The organism is Pelagimonas sp. (assembly GCF_050633425.1).
Classification (GTDB): Bacteria; Pseudomonadota; Alphaproteobacteria; order Rhodobacterales; family Rhodobacteraceae; genus Pelagimonas.
This window is the reverse complement of record NZ_JBOEGM010000016.1, coordinates 243,934-261,793: the sequence shown is the minus strand read 5'-3', so window position 1 is coordinate 261,793 and position 17,860 is coordinate 243,934. Positions and strand designations below refer to the sequence as shown.

The following is a 17,860-nucleotide window of genomic DNA, read 5'->3' as shown; positions in this document are numbered from 1 at the left end:
AAGAATCTGGCACTCATGACAAGCCTTTAAGACGACGGTTCCTCAGCGGCAAAGCCCAGAGGATGAAAAGGGAACACGGTGAGGTGTAGCCAACAGGCGCCAAAACCGCGACTGCCCCCGCAACTGTGAGCGGTGAGCTTGTTCAGATTATGCCACTGCCCCGATATGGGGTGGGAAGGCCCGAACAAGCCACGACCCGCAAGTCAGGAGACCTGCCGCCGGGGGTGATTTTCACCCCATTTTGAAGCACTGGGCCGCCACGGCCCGCTCACTCAAATCGCCGTCGGGTTGGACGGTCGGGAGACAGACATATGCATGTAGAACCAGGTATCATTGACGCCGCGAAAATCGGTCTGAGCTACGCAACCGCAGCAGGAGCTGGCGGTGTGGCCACAAAGATGGCAATCGACACTGTGCGTGAAACGGGCCTGATAACCATGGCCGCGCGCAGCGTATTGGCGACGGTTGCGACCTTCACTTTCTTTCAAGTGCTGCCGCATTTTCCAGTTGGTATCTCCGAGGTGCACTTCATCCTTGGCTCGACCCTGTTTTTGATGCTGGGCGCGGCCCCAGCCGCCTTTGGTTTGGCGCTGGGTCTTTTGGTTCAGGGGCTGTTGTTTGCGCCAACCGATCTGCCGATGTATTTCGTCAACGTTACCACGCTTTTGGTGCCGCTGTTTGCCATGTCAGCGCTGGCCAAGCGGATCATCACGCCGGGTACCGCCTATGTTGACCTGAGCTACAAACAGACTCTCGCCCTGTCGACGGCCTTTCAGGCCGGTGTTGTGGCTTGGGTTGCCTTCTGGGCTTTCTATGGTCAGGGATTTGGCGCGCTGTCATCGGTCATGTCCTTTGGAGCCGCTTATATGATGGTCATCCTGATCGAGCCGCTGATTGATCTGGCTTGCCTAGCCGGTGCAAAATCCGTCCGTGATATCAAAGCCTCGGGCCTTCTGACGTCACGCGTTTACAACGCCTGATCTTTTGATTTAACGATATGAGATATACACGGCCCCCATGCGCGGGGCCGTGTTTCTTTTGGGGCCGCTCTTATGATTGAACTTCTGCTGGTCGGCGTTGGCGCTGGCAATCCAAAGCATCTGACGCTTGAGGCGATTGAGGCGCTCAATTCCGCTGACCTCATTCTGATCCCGCGCAAAGGGGCCGGGAAAGATGATCTGGCCGAGCTGCGCCGCGCCATTTGCCGCGATGTTTTGAAAGCTGGCGGCCCGCGTCAGCATGAATTCGACCTGCCCGTACGCGATCCCACGACGCCCGATTACCTAAAACGGGTCGAGGATTGGCATGATGCGATTGCCGATGTCTGGGCCAAAAATATCTCGGCGCAAACAGCGCGCCACGGCCGCGTTGCGTTTTTGGTTTGGGGCGATCCGTCGTTGTATGACAGCACCTTGCGGATCGCTGAACGGGTGAAAGCCAAACTGGCGCTCACCATCACCGTCATTCCTGGCATCACATCGGTGCAGGCTCTAACAGCCGGTCATGCCATCCCCGTTAACGGGCTTGGCGCGCCGTTCACCGTCACAACGGGGCGCAAGCTTCGTGACAACGGCTGGCCCAAAGACGCCGAGACTGTGGTCGTAATGTTGGATGCCGGCGGCGCGTTTGACACCCTTGACCCAAGCGGGGTTCACATCTGGTGGAGCGCCTATGCAGGCATGCCCGAGGAAATCCGCATCGCAGGCCCCTTGGCCGAGGTTCGCCAAACCATTTTGGACAGCCGTGCCAAAGCGCGTGCGGATCATGGCTGGATTATGGATGTGTATCTGCTGCGCAAAACCTGAACCCGGCCCTGACTTTTTCGATCAAGGGGGAAAGTTCGAGACATTTCCCCCCTTTGCATTCCCGGCGTTCGCGCCTATATTCGTTTTGTTCCTTCGGGAACTATGAACATAAACGCGCTCGTAATAAGCGGATCGGACCCGGGGGCGGTACCCGGCGTCTCCACCATATCACTCTGGGGTTATCCTTCATTTGGGGATGTCATTCAGAACTGGGGGGACGAAATAGGATCGACGAACGTCTAAAGGGGTTAGCTTTGTTTCGGCTGTCTGCCACCGTCATCGGCGAAACTTGTACAATTGCAAATGACAATCGTGCTCCGGTAGCCCTCGCAGCGTAAGCTGTTCGGAAAACCGAAAATTAAGCCCTTGCGCCTAGCCGCGTAAGGCGGGGTTTGCAGGTACCTGGCAACAGAAACCTGCGCTTTCCTGCCTTTGTACGACCCTTGATTTAGGCACAGATAGGCCTTTCGCGTCTCTCCGTTACAATTTTCGCGTCGCGATGATTCACTTTTCAATTCATGTTAACTTGCTGGCTTTACGGATTGGGAATGTCGCTGCCTCCTGAACAAACGCCCAACATTATTGATGACGTGATGCGTGACGTCTGGCTGCACGAAGATCTCGATTCGATCGACAGGTATTTCCACCGCGATGCGGTCTTTTATGGCCGAATGCGCGACACAGCTCTGACCCGAGCAGAATTTCGCGATTGGGTGGCCCAATTTCAATCTATGGCGTCGATTGTTGCCTTTGAACGGATTCAAACCGTTGTCGGTTCTGATGGTCGTTTTGCCCATGTGATTGGCGCGGAACTCGTGTCACATGTTTCCGAAAAGAAAGGACGTTTGATGGGGATGTTCTTTGATCATGTCCAAAACGGCAAGATCATTGAATCCTATGCCAATGCTGACTTGCTCACCTACTTTGAAACCATTGATGCCTTGCCCGAAAACGCGTCCTTGATCATGCTGTCGGGCACAACATTATCATAGGCTGATTTTTGTTGCGTCTTGGTGGCCGGGCTGGCACCCCTTGGCCATGACGTATTCGCATTCACCATCTGAATTGGATCGGGCTGATTTGGTTCGGGTTTTCGGCAAAATTGGTCTGATGTCATTTGGCGGGCCTGCCGCACAAATTGCCTTGATGCACCGCGCTCTTGTCGAAGAGCGCGACTGGCTCACCGAAGATCAATTTTTGCGCGCCCTGAGCTTTTGTATGATGTTGCCGGGGCCCGAGGCGATGCAATTGGCAACCTATGCCGGTTGGCGGTTGCGCGGCATAACCGGGGGATTGATCGGTGGGTTGCTTTTTGTGTTGCCCGGCGCATTGGTTATCGCCTGCCTCGCGGTTATCTACGCGCAATACGGGGCCCAGCCAGAAACCGCGACGCTCCTGTTGGGGGTCAAGGCCTGTGTGATCGTGATTGTCGCAATGGCCCTTTTCAAGCTCTCAAAAAAGGCGCTGAAGACCCCGACAGCTTGGGTCATCGCGGGCCTGTCTTTCTTTGGGATTTTTGCGCTTGGCCTGCCCTTTCCCGTTATCATTGCGCTGGCAGCCATTTGGGGGGCAACGCATGCAACACCTGAGGGACAGCACCAACCGGCCACGGTGAAAAACACCCCAGCAACGACCCTGATGATATGGGCAGGGCTATGGTTGGCACCTTTGCCAATTTTGTGGCTCAGCGGTCAAAAGCTCCTGTTTAGTTTGGGTGTCTTTTTCGCAAAACTGGCTGTTGTAACCTTTGGCGGCGCTTATGCGGTTCTGGCCTATATGTCGCAAGAAGTGGTTCAAGCGCGCGGCTGGCTTTCGACAACTCAGATGGTCGATGCTCTTGGACTTGCAGAGACCACACCGGGGCCGCTGATTTTGGTGACACAGTTTGTTGGCATGCTCACTGGCCATGCGCAGGGCGGTGTTGCGATGGCAATGGCCGCAGGCCTCTTGACGCTTTGGGTCACGTTTATCCCATGCTTTTTATGGATTTTTGCTGGGGCACCCCATGTGGAAAACTTGCTTGCCCGCCCTCGCCTTCATGCCGCGCTGCAGGCCATCACTGCCGCCGTAGTCGGTGTCATCCTCAACCTATCGATTTGGTTCACCCTGCATGTCCTATTTTCGTCGATCGACATGGTCGCGCCTGGTCCGATTTCGTTTCCCTTGCCTGATCTGCGATCTGTCCAACTTCAGGTGATCCCGCTTATCGCCTTGGCAGCGGTTCTGTTGGGCCCGCTTAAACGCGGCGTTTTACTCACTTTGGGTCTGTGTGCTGGTCTAAGCTGGTTGATGCCCCTGTTCTGACAAAATCGGCTCTTTCGTTCCGCACCGAATCCAATATGCTGTTTTCTAACAAAGGGAAGCAAAGATATGTCCTCGGGTATCGACTACGGAAAACTGATGCATCATGCCATGCGTGGCCTGATCCAAAAGGTTCTGGAAGACGTCAAACAAAACGGCCTTCCGGGTGAACACCATTTCTTTATCACCTTCGATACAGGCCACCCTGACGCCAAATTGGCCGATTGGCTCAAGGAACGGTATCCAGAAGAAATGACAGTCGTCATGCAGCATCAATATGACGACCTGGATGTAACGCATGACGGGTTTTCGATTACCTTGTCTTTCGGTGACTCGCCGGAACCGCTCTATATTCCCTATGACTCAATCCAGACATTCGTCGATCCGTCGGTCGAATTTGGGCTGCGTTTTGAATCGCAAGACGATGATGAGGATGATGACGGGCCCGATACCCCCGATGATGATCCTGACGGCGGGATTTCTGAACCTGAACATCACGATGCAGAAGTTGTGAGCCTTGATCGGTTCCGCAAATAGCGTCGATTTGAACGTAACAGTGATGCAAGGGCCGGTCGATTGACCGGCTCTTTTTTGCTCAAGACCCCCAATCCCTTTAGTGGCGCCAAGCCGTTGTGCAAAAAGCCCTTGTTCAACACGGTGTGAGCGATCATGTTTGACGTAGTGTAAACATCAAACAGGTTCCTTTATGTCGCTCCAATCCGGGCTACCGCTTTTTCTGGGTCAATTGATCCGCTCCCCCCAAAAGATTTCGGCAATTGCGCCGTCATCCATGGCGCTGGCCCGTCGAATGGCAATGGAACTCCCGATGGATCGCGCCGGACCGGTGGTTGAATTGGGCGCAGGCACCGGCAAGATCACTCAGGCGCTTTTGGATGCGGGCGTTGCGCCCAAAGACCTTCATGCGTTTGAGCTTAACCAAGACTTCGTTGACTGTCTGCGGGGCAATTTTCCCGATATCCATGTCCATCACAACAAAGCCCAGGATATGGGCCAGTTGGGGCTAAACCAAGTGCGTGCGGTGGTTTCGGGCCTGCCGTTTTTGTCGATGCCCGGTAGCGTTCAGATCGCGATTCTGCGGGCGTCTTTTCGGTCGATGGGCCCGGATGGCGTCTATATTCAGTTTACTTACGGGCCGAAATCCCCGGTTCAGGACCGTGTCGCCAAAGCGCTAGCGCTAACCCACACCAAGTCTGAGACAATTTGGGGCAATCTACCCCCAGCACGGGTCTATTCCTTCCGCCGTAGCATGCTATAAGCCCTGCGCGCATGTTGCCAGTTGCCCTGCATTCGCTGGGCAGGTATTCGGCATGCAATCGTATACTAAGCTAGATTCCATGCTAGGAGACCACCATGTCCCAAGATCGCACAGAGACCCGTACAGAGACCGACAGCTTTGGTCCGTTGGAGGTTCCCTCCAACAAATATTGGGGTGCACAAACGCAGCGTTCGATCATGAACTTTCCCATTGGCTGGGAAAAACAGCCGGTCGCTATCGTGCGCGCCTTGGGTGTGATCAAACAGGCCTGCGCCATGGAAAACAAAGCCACCGGTAAAATGGATGCCAAAATCGCGGATGCGGTGATTGCAGCGGCCGGCGAAGTGTTCGAAGGCAAGTTTGATGACAACTTCCCACTGGTTGTCTGGCAGACCGGCTCCGGTACACAGTCCAATATGAACTCCAACGAAGTGATCGCAAACCGCGCCATCGAAATGCTTGGCGGCGTGATTGGCTCCAAAGACCCGGTTCACCCAAACGACCATTGCAACATGGGCCAATCGTCGAATGACACCTTCCCAACGGCCATGCATATCGCAACGGCCATGTCGGTTCGCGACGTATTGGTGCCCGGCCTGACGAAACTGGCAGAGGGTCTTGAGGCAAAAGCCGTTGAGTTCAAAGACATTATCAAGATTGGCCGCACCCACACGCAGGATGCGACACCTCTGACTTTGGGTCAGGAGTTTTCCGGTTATGCGCATATGATACGTCAGGGCTTGGCGCGTGTCGACGCTGCCCTGCCCGGTATTTATGAGCTTGCCCAAGGTGGCACCGCGGTTGGCACCGGTTTGAACACAGCCCCCGGTTGGTCCGAAGCCGTAGCGGCGCATATGGCTGAAATCACCGGCCTGCCCTTTGTCACAGCACCGAACAAATTCGAAGCGCTGAGCGCCCATGACGCCATGGTCTTTATGTCTGGTGCTTTGGCGACTGTCGCCGGTTCAATGTACAAAATCGCCAATGATATCCGGTTCTTGGGCTCTGGTCCGCGCTCGGGTCTTGGGGAGTTGATCCTGCCTGAAAACGAACCCGGCTCGTCCATTATGCCCGGCAAGGTCAACCCAACCCAAGCCGAAGCCATGACCCAGGTCGCCGCTCATGTGATGGGCAACAATGCCGCCATGACATTTGCCGGATCGCAGGGCCATTTTGAGCTTAACGTTTATAACCCGATGATGAGCTACAACCTGTTGCAGTCCATTCAACTGCTCGGTGATGTTGCCGATAGCTTTACCGAAAGGATGTTGAACGGCATTCAAGCCAACGAGCCGCGCATCGACAAGCTGATGAAGGAAAGCCTCATGCTGGTTACAGCACTGGCCCCAACCATCGGCTATGACAATGCCACCAAGGTTGCCAAAACCGCACACAAGAACGGCACGACCCTCAAAGAGGAAGCCATTGCCCTTGGTTTTGTCGACGAGGCAACATTTGACGCGGTTGTACGCCCTGAGCAAATGGTTGGCCCAAAAGCCTGATCCATTTGTGATCGCCTGTGACCGGACGATGTGACCGGGCGATGTGACCAATGACCAAAAGGGGGGCTATGCCCCCTTTTTTTGTGCCCGCGCAACCGTTAGATTGGCACTATGTCGAATATCATCAACCTAAATCAGTTCCGAAAACGTAAGACGCGCGATAAGAAACGCACGCAGAGTGATGAAAACGCTGTGAAATTTGGCCGCAACAAGGCGGAAAAAGAGCTCGAACAGGCCCGCAAAGACAAAGAGAACCGAGACCTTGACGGGCATGAACGCGAATGAGCGGACGCCCCGAGAAACACTCGTTGACCCTGAAAGGCCACCGCACATCTGTGTCTTTGGAGGAGGAGTTTTGGCGCGAATTTCGCAACATTGCGTCTGTTCGACAAATGCCGATTAACGCCCTTGCCGCTGAGATTGATGCCGCGCGTGATCCAGATGTTGGCCTGGCCTCGTCTATTCGGGTCTTTATCTTGAATGAGCTGTTGAAATCCGCATCAACATAGAGCTTTAGCGCATTGTTATTTCACTGGAAAAACAAAGCAGCGATCACGCCGCACCGTTAGCCACAAAGGCGTTCCAGGCTTGGGCATAAAGACATTTGGCACCGTCGCTTTGAGCATTTGCCCGTCGTGATCCATCCGAAACTCAACCAGGCTCTCCGATCCCATAAAACGCGCGCGCTCAACTATACCCCGTGCTGGCGTTCCGGCCATGGCCGTCGGATTTGGTCCTTTGCCATGACGATCAAAGTCAATGCTCACATGTTGAGGGCGAAAAACTATCTCAACCTCTGACCCATCAGGTTGACCGGGCGCAAGGAATTGACCAAATGGCGTATCGGTCAGCGCCCCTTGAACTTTTCCGCGCAACACGTTGATGTCACTGAAAAAACCAACAGATTCACGATCTACAGGCGCGTTGTAAATATTGTAGGGCGCACCGCGTTGCACAATCTTGCCGTCGCGCATCAAAGCGATTTCATCCGCCATGCGCATGGCCTCTTCGGGCTCATGCGTCACCAATAAAACCGAGGTGCCTTCTTCTTTCAGCAGGTCCAAGGTCTCATCACGAATACCGTCACGCAGCCTGTTATCAAGACCGGAAAACGGCTCATCCATCAGCATGATACTTGGACGTGGCGCAAGCGCGCGCGCCAAAGCAACCCGCTGTTGTTCGCCACCAGATAGATGATGCGGATAGGCGTCCATAAAATGCGCCAGCCCAACACGTTCAAGCAAGGACCGGGCCCGCGCCTTTTTGTCGGCGGCCGAGGTCGTCAAACCGAACGCCACGTTTTCCCCAACCGTCAGGTGCGGAAACAGCGCAAAATCCTGAAACATCAACCCAATAGAGCGACGCTCAGGTGGGACACGAAACACCGTATCGCAGACCAATGCACCATCGACATAGATCTCGCCCGCGTTTTGCATATCGACGCCTGCAATCATGCGCAATGTCGTGGATTTACCGCAGCCAGACGGCCCCAACAGGCACATAACCTTGCCCGGTTCGATCGACAAGGACACGTGGTCAACCACAGTTTTGCCTTCGTAGACGCGCACAAGATCGCGGATTTCCAGGCGGGGGTGGGTGCCCGTGTTTGGGTTCTGGGATGTGGTCAAACCGGCCTCGCGTCAATTCCGATGTAAGTTCTCGGGATTAACGCGAGAGGTAGCAGTCTCAGACCTGTGCCGCAACCCTTCGGCTGCCTGTGAGCACTGCGACAAACCCCACCACAAGCACAACAATACAGATGACAAACAGCTGCTCGTATTTGTGGCCTGTTGGCAAAATCCCGGTCATAAAGTCGGACGTTCGGGCAAAATAAGCCGCTGCTCCCAGCATGGCCGCCCCCCAAGCCACCAGATAAGCCCAGAGTGCCACTTGGCGATTGAGAACCAAACCGACGATCAAAACCGGTGTCAGGAACATGCTGGCCGTGCCTGAAACCGCGACCGCATCAAAGAGCGATTGGTTTCCCCATAGGGTCAAAGCGGTGCCCGCAACGGTAAAGGCAACCATGGCCAATCGACCGCCATTCAGGCTGCGCGGTGCCAACTTCATTTCCTCGACCACCAACCGCGCGGCTGAGCTAAGGGCGGAGTCCAAGGTCGACACAGCCGAGACCAACAACGACAACATCAAAGCACCAAAGACCCAAGGCGGGAACATTCCGGCCCAGGTGCCAAGCAATTGCCCTTCATATTCGGCCCCCAACAGGCTGGCTTGAATGCCAAAAATCCCAAAGGCAATGATGCACAGGGCGGAAATCCAAAACGCATGGATGAACGACGCGCGGGTGGTTTTTTCGTCTGCAAGAAACCCTCGATCCATCATCACCGGATCATGCACCGGGTAGGAAAACACCTGTAACGCCGCAACCGCCATCAAAACCCAGCCCAAATAGCCTCCCGAATTGCCCGGCGCGGTGAGCACCGTGCCAAGTGAAAATCCAGGGCTTACGAGCAAGGCCGCAAACGCGATGGCAAAGATCATGAGAAACAGCGTCATTTGCAAAACATCGGTGCGTAAGGCCGCCGACAACCCGCCCCATGCAGAATAGGCCAAGGCCAAAGCCGCAACGATCAAAACTGCGAGGGTGCCGGAACCGTCTGACACAGCGTTGAAAATAAGCCCGACAACGATCAGATTGGCAAAAACTTCGGACAACAGACGTAGACCGATCACCAAATTATAGGCCGCTGTGCCGCCCGAGCCAAAGCGCGCCGACAACCAGTCTTGAACACTTGTAGCGCCATTGGCGCGCAACTGTCCGACCACATAGGCTCCGGTCAGAAACGACCCGTAATAGGCAGCATAGGCCAGCGTACCGGCAATGCCGTAGAAATAACCCAAGATGGCCGAGTTCATCAGGGATCTGGCAAAAATCCAGGTGGTGACTTGGCTAAGGACCAAGACCCAAAGCCCCGGTGCCTGACCGGTTCCATTCTTGCCACCAAAGAACCCCTCAACCGTGGCCCGGCGCGGGGCCACCAAGAGGCTCAGAACGAGGATCGCGCCGAAAATCGCCGCCAAGGTAAGGGTTTGCATGGTGTTTCTCCTGTCGCTGCAACCGCGCTAACAGGTGAGACACCGCTGGGCCAGATGCGTTACACCCGCCTTGCGCAAATGTGAGCGTCCGTTAGGAGATGTTAAGACAGGGCTTTGGCCAGGCGTGGCAAACGCGCCTTTTTCAACAACGCGCGCATTTGCCAGTCATCCCCCGACAACCGGCGCGCCTGATCCAAAACCGTATCGCCGACAAATTGTAGCGCTTCGGGGTTCGCCTGCCACAGACCTTGCAAAAAAGCATCTGGATCAGAGCGTGAGAGGCCCTCTTCCGCGAGGATATTGCGCGGAAAATCCTTGGCATTGACGGTGATAATCATGTCGGCAGAGCCCGATATCGCCGCCGCCAACACATGGGTGTCGTTTTCATCAGGCAAATAGAGCCGATCTTCGAGGCTTGGCTTCCATGTCACCTCGGCTTTGGGCCAACGGGCCCGCAGCAGGGCGATTTCACCACGCGCTTGTGTTTCGCCCTCAGGGCCCAGTTTGCGGGCTGCCCGCGCCCATTCCTCAAGAATGCGCGCAGACCAAAGCGGCGTGAACAGCCCCTGCCCGGCCGCCCCCAGCAACACCTCGCGCATCACCGTTGGAAACAGGACACAAGTATCGAGCAGAATTTTCACTCAGCAATCACAGACGTAAGAACAGGGCTTTGAGGTATCCGCTTTCGGCCAATTGCGGCAAAAGCGGATGATCAGGGCCAGCCATCCCGGTGTGGAGCAATTGCGCTCGACGCCCAGCCCGGCCAATGCCCCGCAAACAGGCCCCGGTAAAGGCGTTGGTGTCAGCGGCATGCGAACAAGAACACAGCACCAAATACCCGTCTTCTTTGACCAAAGACGCCGCCAAACGCGCGACACGCTCATAGGCGCGCAGCCCCTTTTCCAATGTCGGCTTGGACGGGGCAAAGGCAGGCGGATCACAAATCACCACCTCAAACTTGCGCCCCTCATCGGCCAGCGCCGCCATCACATCAAACGCGTCGCCCTGACGGGTATCAAGCACCTTGCCAGTTGCCTCTGCACCTTTGGCCGCCAGCTCAAGCGCAGGAGCAGATCCGTCTACGGCCATGGCACTTTTGGCCCCACCTGCAAGCGCCGCCAAAGCAAAGCCGCCGACATGGGAAAACACATCCAGAACTGTAGCACCGGGGGCAAGCCGTGCGGCAAAGCCATGGTTGTCACGCTGATCAAAGAACAAGCCGGTTTTCTGGCCACCGGTCAGATCGGCCATATAGGTGGCACCGTTCATTTCGACGGGCACCGGCCCTTCGGGGGCTGCTCCACGCAAAACGGTGCTGACATCATCCAGCCCTTCGAGTGCGCGGCCACGCCCTGAGGCGTTTTTCATAACGTTGGACACACCCGTCGCGGCCATCAACGCATCGGCCATATCCTCAAGCAGCATTTCCGCCCAAGCAGCGTTGGGTTGAATCACGGCAGTGTCGCCAAACCGGTCAATGATCACACCGGGCAACCCATCACCTTCGGCATGGATCAGTCGGTAAAACGGTTTGTCGTAGAGACGATCGCGCATCGAAACGGCTTTGGTCAATTTCTCAAACAGCCAATCGCGATCAATGTTGGCCAAAGGATTGCGATCAAGCATCCGCGCCACAATCTTCGACGTCGGGTTGACGGCGACGACTCCCATGGCTTGGCGTTCGTTGTCTTCAAGAACGGCAATGGTGCCGGGGGCGATTTTGCGCGTGCGCCGGTCCATGACCAGCTCATTATCAAAGACCCAAGGCGCGCCGCGGCGAATGGCTCGGGCGTTCGCTTTGGGCAAAAGGCGCAAAACAGGGATGGAATCGGGGCGATCAGATGCGGAAACGGGGGTTGTCATACCCCGCCTTAGCCTTCTTTGGCTTTGGTGAAAAGCTCCGAACAGACATGTTGTATGGGTTTCGCGGATCGATGGCCACAACTTGGCATCAAGCTCTGGTCGCATTGCTTTGCATTGGGCCATGTCCGCCGCTCAAAGTGCCTATGCAAAGGGGCCCATCGAATCGACGTAGCTGTATCAACACAGTTGTGATAAAATGAAGTGCGACCGCCCCGGAGCATGGAAGCGGATAATTTCGAACACCTACGAACAAATTCGAACCCCATAACGAACTCAGCGCTGCGATCCGTTAAAACTAACAAGGCTCGGTGTGGGATCGGTCGGAAAACAGCTTTACTGTTAGCGCTAACCAAAATACAAATCCGCCAAGCGCAGCAGGATGGAATCCAGACATGTCTATGAACGATACAATCGCCCGCGTCACAGCCCGTATCGAAGAACGTTCACGCGATATGCGCGGCACTTACCTTGATCGCATGCGGCAAGCCGCCGAAGAAGGGCCGCGTCGCGCCCATTTGACCTGTGGTAATCAGGCCCATGCCTATGCCGCGATGGGCAATGACCAAGGGGCCTTGGCCACCGGGCGCGCCCCCAATCTTGGTATTGTGTCAGCTTATAATGACATGCTGTCAGCCCACCAGCCCTATGAACGCTATCCTGATATGATCCGTGAGGCCGCGCGCAGCGCTGGCGCAACCGCGCAGGTTGCCGGTGGTGTGCCCGCAATGTGTGACGGTGTCACCCAAGGACAAGTCGGCATGGAACTGTCGCTGTTTTCACGAGATGTGATCGCACTGTCGGCTGGTGTTGCCCTGTCTCACAATACTTTTGACGCCGCGTTGTATCTGGGGGTGTGCGACAAGATCGTCCCCGGCTTGGTGATCGCCGCCGCCACCTTTGGCTATATTCCAGCACTGTTTTTGCCAGCTGGGCCAATGCCGTCCGGCCTTCCGAACGATGAGAAAGCCAAGGTCCGCAACAAATTTGCCACCGGCGACATTGGCCGTGATGAGCTGATGAAAGCCGAAATGGCCTCTTACCATTCTCCGGGCACCTGTACCTTTTATGGCACCGCCAATACCAACCAAATGTTGATGGAATTCATGGGGTTACACCTACCCGGAAGCTCCTTTGTGAACCCCAACACCCCGTTGCGAGATGCCTTGACAGTCGCCGGTGCGAAACGCGCGCTGGAGATCACCGCACTTGGCAACGATTATCGCCCTGTTTGCGATGTTTTGGACGCCAAGGCCTTTGTGAACGGGCTGGTCGGCCTGATGGCGACGGGCGGCTCCACCAACTTGGTGCTGCACCTGCCCGCCATGGCGCGCGCGGCAGGCATCGCTCTGGAACTGTCTGATTTTGATGAAATTTCATCGGTTACCCCCTTGATGGCCAAGGTCTATCCTAACGGCTTGGCGGACGTGAACCATTTCCATGCCGCCGGTGGTTTGCAGTATATGATTGGTGAACTTTTGGACGCAGGGTTGATGCATGAAGATGTGCAAACCGTCGCCGGAACGGGCATGAGCCATTACACCCAAGAGCCGCGGCTTGATGGCGAGGTGGTGAAATTTGTCGAAGGTGCCAAGCAAACCCAAAACGACAAAATTCTGCGGCCGGTGTCGGATGCGTTCCAAACATCGGGCGGTCTGAAACAGCTAAACGGCAACCTTGGTCAAGGAGTGATCAAAATCTCTGCGGTTGCCCCTGAACGTCACGTCGTCGAAGCCCCCGTCCGCATTTTCCACGATCAAGCTGACGTGAAAAAGGCGTTTCAGGCCGGTGAGTTCACCTCTGACACCATTGTTGTGGTGCGCTTCCAAGGACCGAAATCAAACGGCATGCCAGAATTGCACAGCCTGACCCCAACTCTGACCGTGCTTCAGGACCGCGGCCTCAAGGTTGCTCTTGTCACCGATGGGCGCATGTCTGGCGCGTCGGGCAAAGTTCCTGCGGCCATCCATGTCAGCCCCGAAGCCGCCAACGGCGGGCCGCTGGCCTATCTGCAAGACGGCGACATTCTGCGCCTCGATGCTGCCAACGGCACCCTGTCCTGCTTGACCGCAGATTTCGACAAACGTAGCCCGGCAACGGCTGACCTTTCGGGCAACGGCCACGGTGTCGGGCGCGAATTGTTCGCCGCCTTCCGCGCCAATGTCGGCCTTGCATCCGAAGGTGCGGCGGTTGTGGTCTAACCCTTTCGAAATTGAACTCACATAACTGCCGCTATGAGCATTCGCCAAGCGCGGCCAGACCAAAGAGGTCCACACGATATGACACCCCAAGACGCCAGCATCGCTTCTGAAAAACTCTGCCGCATGGCCCCAATCATTCCGGTGATTGTGGTCGACGACCCAGCCCATGCCAAACCTTTGGCTGAGGCCCTGGTGCGCGGCGGTTTGCCGGTTCTCGAAGTGACTCTGCGTACCGCTGCGGCGCTCGAAGTGATTGCGGAAATGGCAAGCGTTGAAGGCGGCGTTGTCGGTGCGGGCACCTTGTTGACCCCCGCCGATGTGACCGCAGCGAAAAACGCCGGCGCGAAATTCGGAGTTTCACCTGGTGCGACCGACAGGTTGCTTGACGCGGTCGAAGATGCCGATCTGCCCACCCTGCCCGGTGCAGCCACCTCCTCCGAAGTGATGCGGCTGCTTGAACGCGGCTATACGGTGCAGAAATTCTTCCCCGCCGAGGCCAATGGCGGTGCACCTGCCCTCAAGGCAATTGGTGCCCCACTGCCGCAGGTTCGGTTCTGCCCAACTGGCGGCGTTTCGCTCAAAAATGCCAATGATTACCTTAGCCTGTCCAACACCTTGTGCTGTGGCGGTTCTTGGGTTGCTCCCAAGGATCTGATGATCAAAGGCGATTGGGACGGAATTGAAAAATTGGCGGCCGAAGCCGCCGCTTTGCCGCGCAGCTAATCAGCTCTCAGAGCGTCGCCCACGCACACCACCGCGCCTTTTATTGGGCGCGGTTATTTTTGTGAGCCCTTCATCCAACACAGCGGTCATCGGATGATCCGCCTCACCGCCATGACGCTCAAGTAAAACCGCAATCAACGCGCCAGTATCGACATCTACCGGCACCGACAAAGCCCAATCGAGGAAAATCGTCCGGCATTCCTCCAGCCTGATGCCCTCAATGCGATACGCATCGGCAATCAACCCTTTGGGATCAATGGCATCCCCCTTCATTCGCCCGTCTCCTCTTGAACCGGTATTTCCTGTGCAATGATCTGCGCCGCCCGCAGGGCCTGCGCTTCTAGTTCCGACTGCAGAGCTTCCATATCCGACGCGCCCGTCAGTCGGGCAATAAATTCGCATCCACCCGTGCCAGTGGACTCCGGCGATAAAGCCTCTTCGCTGATCAAGCGAGACCCAAGTTGCAGCGACCAAAACAGGCCATAAGCCGCTATCAACGCTTGCTTATCTTCAGGTCCCAACCAATCCGTTTTCCGCAAAGCGCGGGCTGTTTGACGGATCCCTTGCCCTGATACCAAACTGGCGGCCTGAGAGAATAACTCAATATCCTGCATCCGCCCCGCGCCGATCTTGGCCTCCCAAGGCCCACCTTGACCTTTGGCCGCCGCAATCCGAGACCGCATTTCTCCCACGTCGCGCAAAACCTCAGTCCGGTCGCGTGAAACAGCCAAGAGCTCAAGCCGAAACGCCTCAACATCTGCCGCAAGCTCTGCCGGTCCGGCAACGACACGCGCCCGTGTCAGGGCCAAATGTTCCCACACCCAGGCTTCATCGCGCTGGTAATTCTGGAAGGAGGCCCAAGACGTGGCCACCGGCCCCTGATTGCCCGAGGGGCGCAGACGCATATCAACTTCATATAACCGTCCTTCTGCCATCGGTGCCGTCATTGCAGTGATCAAAGCCTGCGTGAGCCGCGCGTAATAAGCCCTTGATGCCAATGGGCGTTTTCCGTCTGAAGACTCGACCCCATCAGGGTCGTAAATCACGATAACATCCAAATCAGACCGCGCATGCAGACGCCCTGCGCCGAGCGAGCCCATACCAAGAACCACCGCGCCGCGCCCTGGGCAAGGCCCGTGTTTTCGGGTAAATTCCTCTTGAACCACGGGCCATGTCGCCGCCAAAGTCGCCTCGGCCAGATCGGCATAGGCACGCCCCGCTTCTTCGGCTTCCATTAGGCCGCGCAGCAAATGCACCCCGATCCGAAAATGCCACTCTTTGCCCCAGCGTCGGGCCAGATCAAGGCGGCGCTCATAATCCGGCTCGTCCCGAAGCGCCGTCAAAAGCTCCACCGTCAAAGCTGCACGTCCCGGCCATGGGCTAAAGAAATCACCGCCGATCACCGCGTCAAACACCTTGGCGTTACGTGATAAATGCTGTGCCAATTCGGGCGATGTGCTGACCACATCTATCAATAGATCAATCAATTGGTGATTGGCTTCAAACAGTGAAAATAGTTGAACTCCGGCTGGTAACCCTTTGAGAAACCCATCAAAAGCCAAAAGGGCCTCTTCTGGTTTCGGGGCTTCTCCCAGGCGACGCAAAATCTCAGGCCTTAGGCGATGAAAAATTTCCAATGCCCGTTCTGATCGCAACGACGGGTACGTCGGCCAACGCGCAGGAATTTCACTGTCTTTCAAAACTTCGGGCAACACATAATCAGAGCCTGCATCCGGGGCAAAAAACTCTTCGGTGACCTCGTGAACTTCGGTCAACCGTCGGTTGAGATCGTTTTCCATCTCTTCAACGGAAATTCCCATCAAACAGGCCAGCCGTTCAAACCCTTCCGAATTCTTAGGTAGATCATGCGTTTGTGCATCGTTGACCATCTGAATTCGGTGTTCCACATCGCGATGCGCCCGGTAATGATCCGCTAAAACATCCGCTGCGTTTTGCGGAATCCACCCCTTTTGCGCTAAGACCTGCAACCCCGGAACGGTCTTGTTGACCCGCAGCTCCGGGTCACGCCCCCCGGCAATCAATTGTCGCGTCTGGGTGAAAAACTCGATCTCACGAATGCCACCACGCCCGAGCTTCATATTATGACCCGGCAATGTGATGGGGCCACCCAGGCCCTTGTGTTCGCGAATGCGCAACCGCATGTCATGCGCGTCCTGTATGGCGGCGAAATCCAAATGCTTGCGCCATACAAAGGGTTTCAGCGTCTCCAAAAACCGCGCACCAGCCGCAACATCCCCGGCACAAGGCCGCGCCTTAATATAGGCGGCGCGCTCCCATGTGCGGCCAAGGCTTTCGTAATAACGCTCTGCGGCCTCCATCGCGATACACACCGGCGTCACAGCCGGGTCAGGACGAAGGCGCAAATCGGTGCGAAAGACATAGCCCTCGCCGGTCAAATCGCTCAGGCTCGCCGCCATTTTACGCGTCGCCCGCACCAGTGACATGCGCGCGTCGTGGAAATCGTCCGGGGCATAGCGGGTTTCGTCAAACAGACAGATCAAATCAATGTCCGAGCTGTAATTCAGCTCATGCGCGCCGCCCTTGCCCATCGCCAAAGCAACCATCCCCCCGGCGCTAGGAATGTCGTCTTCGGTTTGGCCAGGCAGTTTGCCGCGTTTGATTTCACGGGCGATGGCCGCCTCAAGGGCTGCTTGAACCGCCAGATCGGAAAAGTCGGTTAGCGTTCCCGTGACCTCTTCCAGCGACCAGGCCCCGGACAAATCACAAAGCGCAATGAGCAAAGCCACACGGCGCTTGGCCTGCCGCAGATCAACATCAACGTTATCATACGGACCTGTCTGTATCGCGCGAAACAGCTTCTTGATGGCGTCCTCAGGCCCTTCTACCGCCTCTTGCAACCAATCGCTTTCCTTGGCGATCAACCCTTTTAGATATGGGCTTGAGCCACAGGTTCCGGCCAAGAGAGTTGCAATATCCCCCGTGGCCCAAGGCGCAAAAGCTTGTGCCTCCCGACCATGATCGCTGTCAAAGGGGCGCGGCAAACGGGTTATTCGGTCAATCAATCTCATGGCTGCAAAAGGCCACGGCTTTCAAAAATGCGCAACACCCAATGCACGGGACTTAGCGACGCGGCCCTCTCTCCGTTTCGTCTCC

The 17,860-nt window shown here is 56.2% G+C and carries 17 protein-coding genes, 1 other RNA gene and 1 riboswitch; of the genes, 12 read left to right on the top strand and 6 right to left on the bottom strand.

The features are described from left to right. The first annotated feature begins 18 nt into the window (after positions 1-18). Positions 19-234, top strand: a riboswitch (cobalamin riboswitch). Between the two features lie 77 nt (positions 235-311). From ACRBB0_RS14385 to ACRBB0_RS14340, 10 genes are all read left to right on the top strand, one after another. Further along, complete coding sequence (locus ACRBB0_RS14385) at positions 312-980, top strand: energy-coupling factor ABC transporter permease (protein ID WP_431375132.1); 669 nt, start codon at positions 312-314, stop codon at positions 978-980. A gap of 72 nt (positions 981-1,052) precedes the next feature. Then, entirely contained in the window at positions 1,053-1,805 is a 753-nt protein-coding gene (cobF, locus tag ACRBB0_RS14380; protein WP_431375131.1) for a precorrin-6A synthase (deacetylating), read from the top strand. Between the two features lie 48 nt (positions 1,806-1,853). Continuing rightward, positions 1,854-2,228: a transfer-messenger RNA gene (gene ssrA / locus ACRBB0_RS14375) on the top strand. A gap of 125 nt (positions 2,229-2,353) precedes the next feature. Further along, entirely contained in the window at positions 2,354-2,797 is a 444-nt protein-coding gene (locus ACRBB0_RS14370; RefSeq protein WP_431375130.1) for a nuclear transport factor 2 family protein, read from the top strand. Between the two features lie 46 nt (positions 2,798-2,843). Further along, positions 2,844-4,109 carry a chromate efflux transporter gene (chrA, locus tag ACRBB0_RS14365; RefSeq protein ID WP_431375129.1) on the top strand — a complete coding sequence of 422 codons (1,266 nt, stop codon included), beginning with the start codon at positions 2,844-2,846 and terminating at the stop codon, positions 4,107-4,109. A 66-nt stretch (positions 4,110-4,175) separates the two neighbouring features. Continuing rightward, positions 4,176-4,643, top strand: a complete 468-nt coding sequence (locus ACRBB0_RS14360; protein ID WP_431375128.1) for an SspB family protein — start codon at positions 4,176-4,178, stop codon at positions 4,641-4,643. Positions 4,644-4,812: 169 nt separating this feature from the next. Next, positions 4,813-5,382, top strand: coding sequence for a class I SAM-dependent methyltransferase (locus tag ACRBB0_RS14355; protein ID WP_431375127.1), 570 nt, complete (start codon positions 4,813-4,815; stop codon positions 5,380-5,382). 95 nt (positions 5,383-5,477) lie between these two features. Next, positions 5,478-6,884 (top strand): class II fumarate hydratase, encoded by a 1,407-nt coding sequence (gene fumC, locus ACRBB0_RS14350; RefSeq protein WP_431375126.1) that lies wholly within the window; start codon positions 5,478-5,480, stop codon positions 6,882-6,884. A gap of 111 nt (positions 6,885-6,995) precedes the next feature. Then, positions 6,996-7,169, top strand: a complete 174-nt coding sequence (locus tag ACRBB0_RS14345) for a DUF4169 family protein (protein WP_431375125.1) — start codon at positions 6,996-6,998, stop codon at positions 7,167-7,169. Continuing rightward, positions 7,166-7,393 (top strand): ribbon-helix-helix domain-containing protein, encoded by a 228-nt coding sequence (locus ACRBB0_RS14340; protein ID WP_431375124.1) that lies wholly within the window; start codon positions 7,166-7,168, stop codon positions 7,391-7,393. Before ACRBB0_RS14345 ends, ACRBB0_RS14340 begins: the two co-directional genes overlap by 4 nt. Positions 7,394-7,408: 15 nt before the next feature. Here ACRBB0_RS14340 and ACRBB0_RS14335 read toward each other — a convergent pair whose 3' ends face one another. The 4 genes from ACRBB0_RS14335 to ACRBB0_RS14320 form a co-directional block, all read right to left on the bottom strand. After that, positions 7,409-8,512: an ABC transporter ATP-binding protein gene (locus tag ACRBB0_RS14335; RefSeq protein ID WP_431375123.1), complete on the bottom strand. Its 1,104-nt coding sequence runs from the start codon at positions 8,510-8,512 to the stop codon at positions 7,409-7,411. 58 nt (positions 8,513-8,570) lie between these two features. Next, on the bottom strand, positions 8,571-9,941 hold the full coding sequence (locus tag ACRBB0_RS14330; RefSeq protein ID WP_431375122.1) for a sodium:proline symporter: 1,371 nt from the start codon (positions 9,939-9,941) through the stop codon (positions 8,571-8,573). A 101-nt stretch (positions 9,942-10,042) separates the two neighbouring features. Then, on the bottom strand, positions 10,043-10,582 hold the full coding sequence (locus tag ACRBB0_RS14325; protein WP_431375121.1) for an RSP_2648 family PIN domain-containing protein: 540 nt from the start codon (positions 10,580-10,582) through the stop codon (positions 10,043-10,045). Between the two features lie 7 nt (positions 10,583-10,589). Next, complete coding sequence (locus tag ACRBB0_RS14320; protein ID WP_431375120.1) at positions 10,590-11,804, bottom strand: RSP_2647 family RNA methyltransferase; 1,215 nt, start codon at positions 11,802-11,804, stop codon at positions 10,590-10,592. Between the two features lie 392 nt (positions 11,805-12,196). On the opposite strand from ACRBB0_RS14320, the gene edd reads away from it, so the two are divergent. Further along, entirely contained in the window at positions 12,197-14,002 is a 1,806-nt protein-coding gene (edd, locus tag ACRBB0_RS14315) for a phosphogluconate dehydratase (RefSeq protein WP_431375119.1), read from the top strand. Between the two features lie 78 nt (positions 14,003-14,080). Continuing rightward, positions 14,081-14,725: a bifunctional 4-hydroxy-2-oxoglutarate aldolase/2-dehydro-3-deoxy-phosphogluconate aldolase gene (eda, locus tag ACRBB0_RS14310; RefSeq protein ID WP_431375118.1), complete on the top strand. Its 645-nt coding sequence runs from the start codon at positions 14,081-14,083 to the stop codon at positions 14,723-14,725. On the opposite strand, the gene ACRBB0_RS14305 is transcribed toward eda, so the two are convergent. Together ACRBB0_RS14305 and ACRBB0_RS14300 are read right to left on the bottom strand one after the other, a co-directional pair. Beyond that, positions 14,726-14,998 carry a hypothetical protein gene (locus ACRBB0_RS14305; RefSeq protein WP_431375117.1) on the bottom strand — a complete coding sequence of 91 codons (273 nt, stop codon included), beginning with the start codon at positions 14,996-14,998 and terminating at the stop codon, positions 14,726-14,728. It lies immediately after the preceding gene. Further along, a complete protein-coding gene (locus ACRBB0_RS14300) occupies positions 14,995-17,775 on the bottom strand; it encodes a glutamine-synthetase adenylyltransferase (RefSeq protein WP_431375116.1) in 2,781 nt (926 codons plus the stop codon). Before ACRBB0_RS14300 ends, ACRBB0_RS14305 begins: the two co-directional genes overlap by 4 nt. Between the last annotated feature and the right edge of the window lie 85 nt (positions 17,776-17,860).

What these genes read in the sequence shown, in the direction of transcription:
- ACRBB0_RS14385 (WP_431375132.1), top strand. Translation starts at nt 312, where the DNA reads ATGCATGTAGAACCAGGTATCATTGACGCCGCGAAAATCGGTCTGAGC.
- ACRBB0_RS14345 (WP_431375125.1), top strand. Translation starts at nt 6,996, where the DNA reads ATGTCGAATATCATCAACCTAAATCAGTTCCGAAAACGTAAGACGCGC.
- ACRBB0_RS14340 (WP_431375124.1), top strand. Translation starts at nt 7,166, where the DNA reads ATGAGCGGACGCCCCGAGAAACACTCGTTGACCCTGAAAGGCCACCGC.
- eda (WP_431375118.1), top strand. Translation starts at nt 14,081, where the DNA reads ATGACACCCCAAGACGCCAGCATCGCTTCTGAAAAACTCTGCCGCATG.
- ACRBB0_RS14360 (WP_431375128.1), top strand. Translation starts at nt 4,176, where the DNA reads ATGTCCTCGGGTATCGACTACGGAAAACTGATGCATCATGCCATGCGT.
- cobF (WP_431375131.1), top strand. Translation starts at nt 1,053, where the DNA reads ATGATTGAACTTCTGCTGGTCGGCGTTGGCGCTGGCAATCCAAAGCAT.
- ACRBB0_RS14355 (WP_431375127.1), top strand. Translation starts at nt 4,813, where the DNA reads ATGTCGCTCCAATCCGGGCTACCGCTTTTTCTGGGTCAATTGATCCGC.
- ACRBB0_RS14305 (WP_431375117.1), bottom strand. Translation starts at nt 14,998, where the DNA reads ATGAAGGGGGATGCCATTGATCCCAAAGGGTTGATTGCCGATGCGTAT.
- fumC (WP_431375126.1), top strand. Translation starts at nt 5,478, where the DNA reads ATGTCCCAAGATCGCACAGAGACCCGTACAGAGACCGACAGCTTTGGT.
- chrA (WP_431375129.1), top strand. Translation starts at nt 2,844, where the DNA reads ATGACGTATTCGCATTCACCATCTGAATTGGATCGGGCTGATTTGGTT.
- ACRBB0_RS14320 (WP_431375120.1), bottom strand. Translation starts at nt 11,804, where the DNA reads ATGACAACCCCCGTTTCCGCATCTGATCGCCCCGATTCCATCCCTGTT.
- edd (WP_431375119.1), top strand. Translation starts at nt 12,197, where the DNA reads ATGTCTATGAACGATACAATCGCCCGCGTCACAGCCCGTATCGAAGAA.
- ACRBB0_RS14300 (WP_431375116.1), bottom strand. Translation starts at nt 17,775, where the DNA reads ATGAGATTGATTGACCGAATAACCCGTTTGCCGCGCCCCTTTGACAGC.
- ACRBB0_RS14370 (WP_431375130.1), top strand. Translation starts at nt 2,354, where the DNA reads ATGTCGCTGCCTCCTGAACAAACGCCCAACATTATTGATGACGTGATG.
- ACRBB0_RS14330 (WP_431375122.1), bottom strand. Translation starts at nt 9,941, where the DNA reads ATGCAAACCCTTACCTTGGCGGCGATTTTCGGCGCGATCCTCGTTCTG.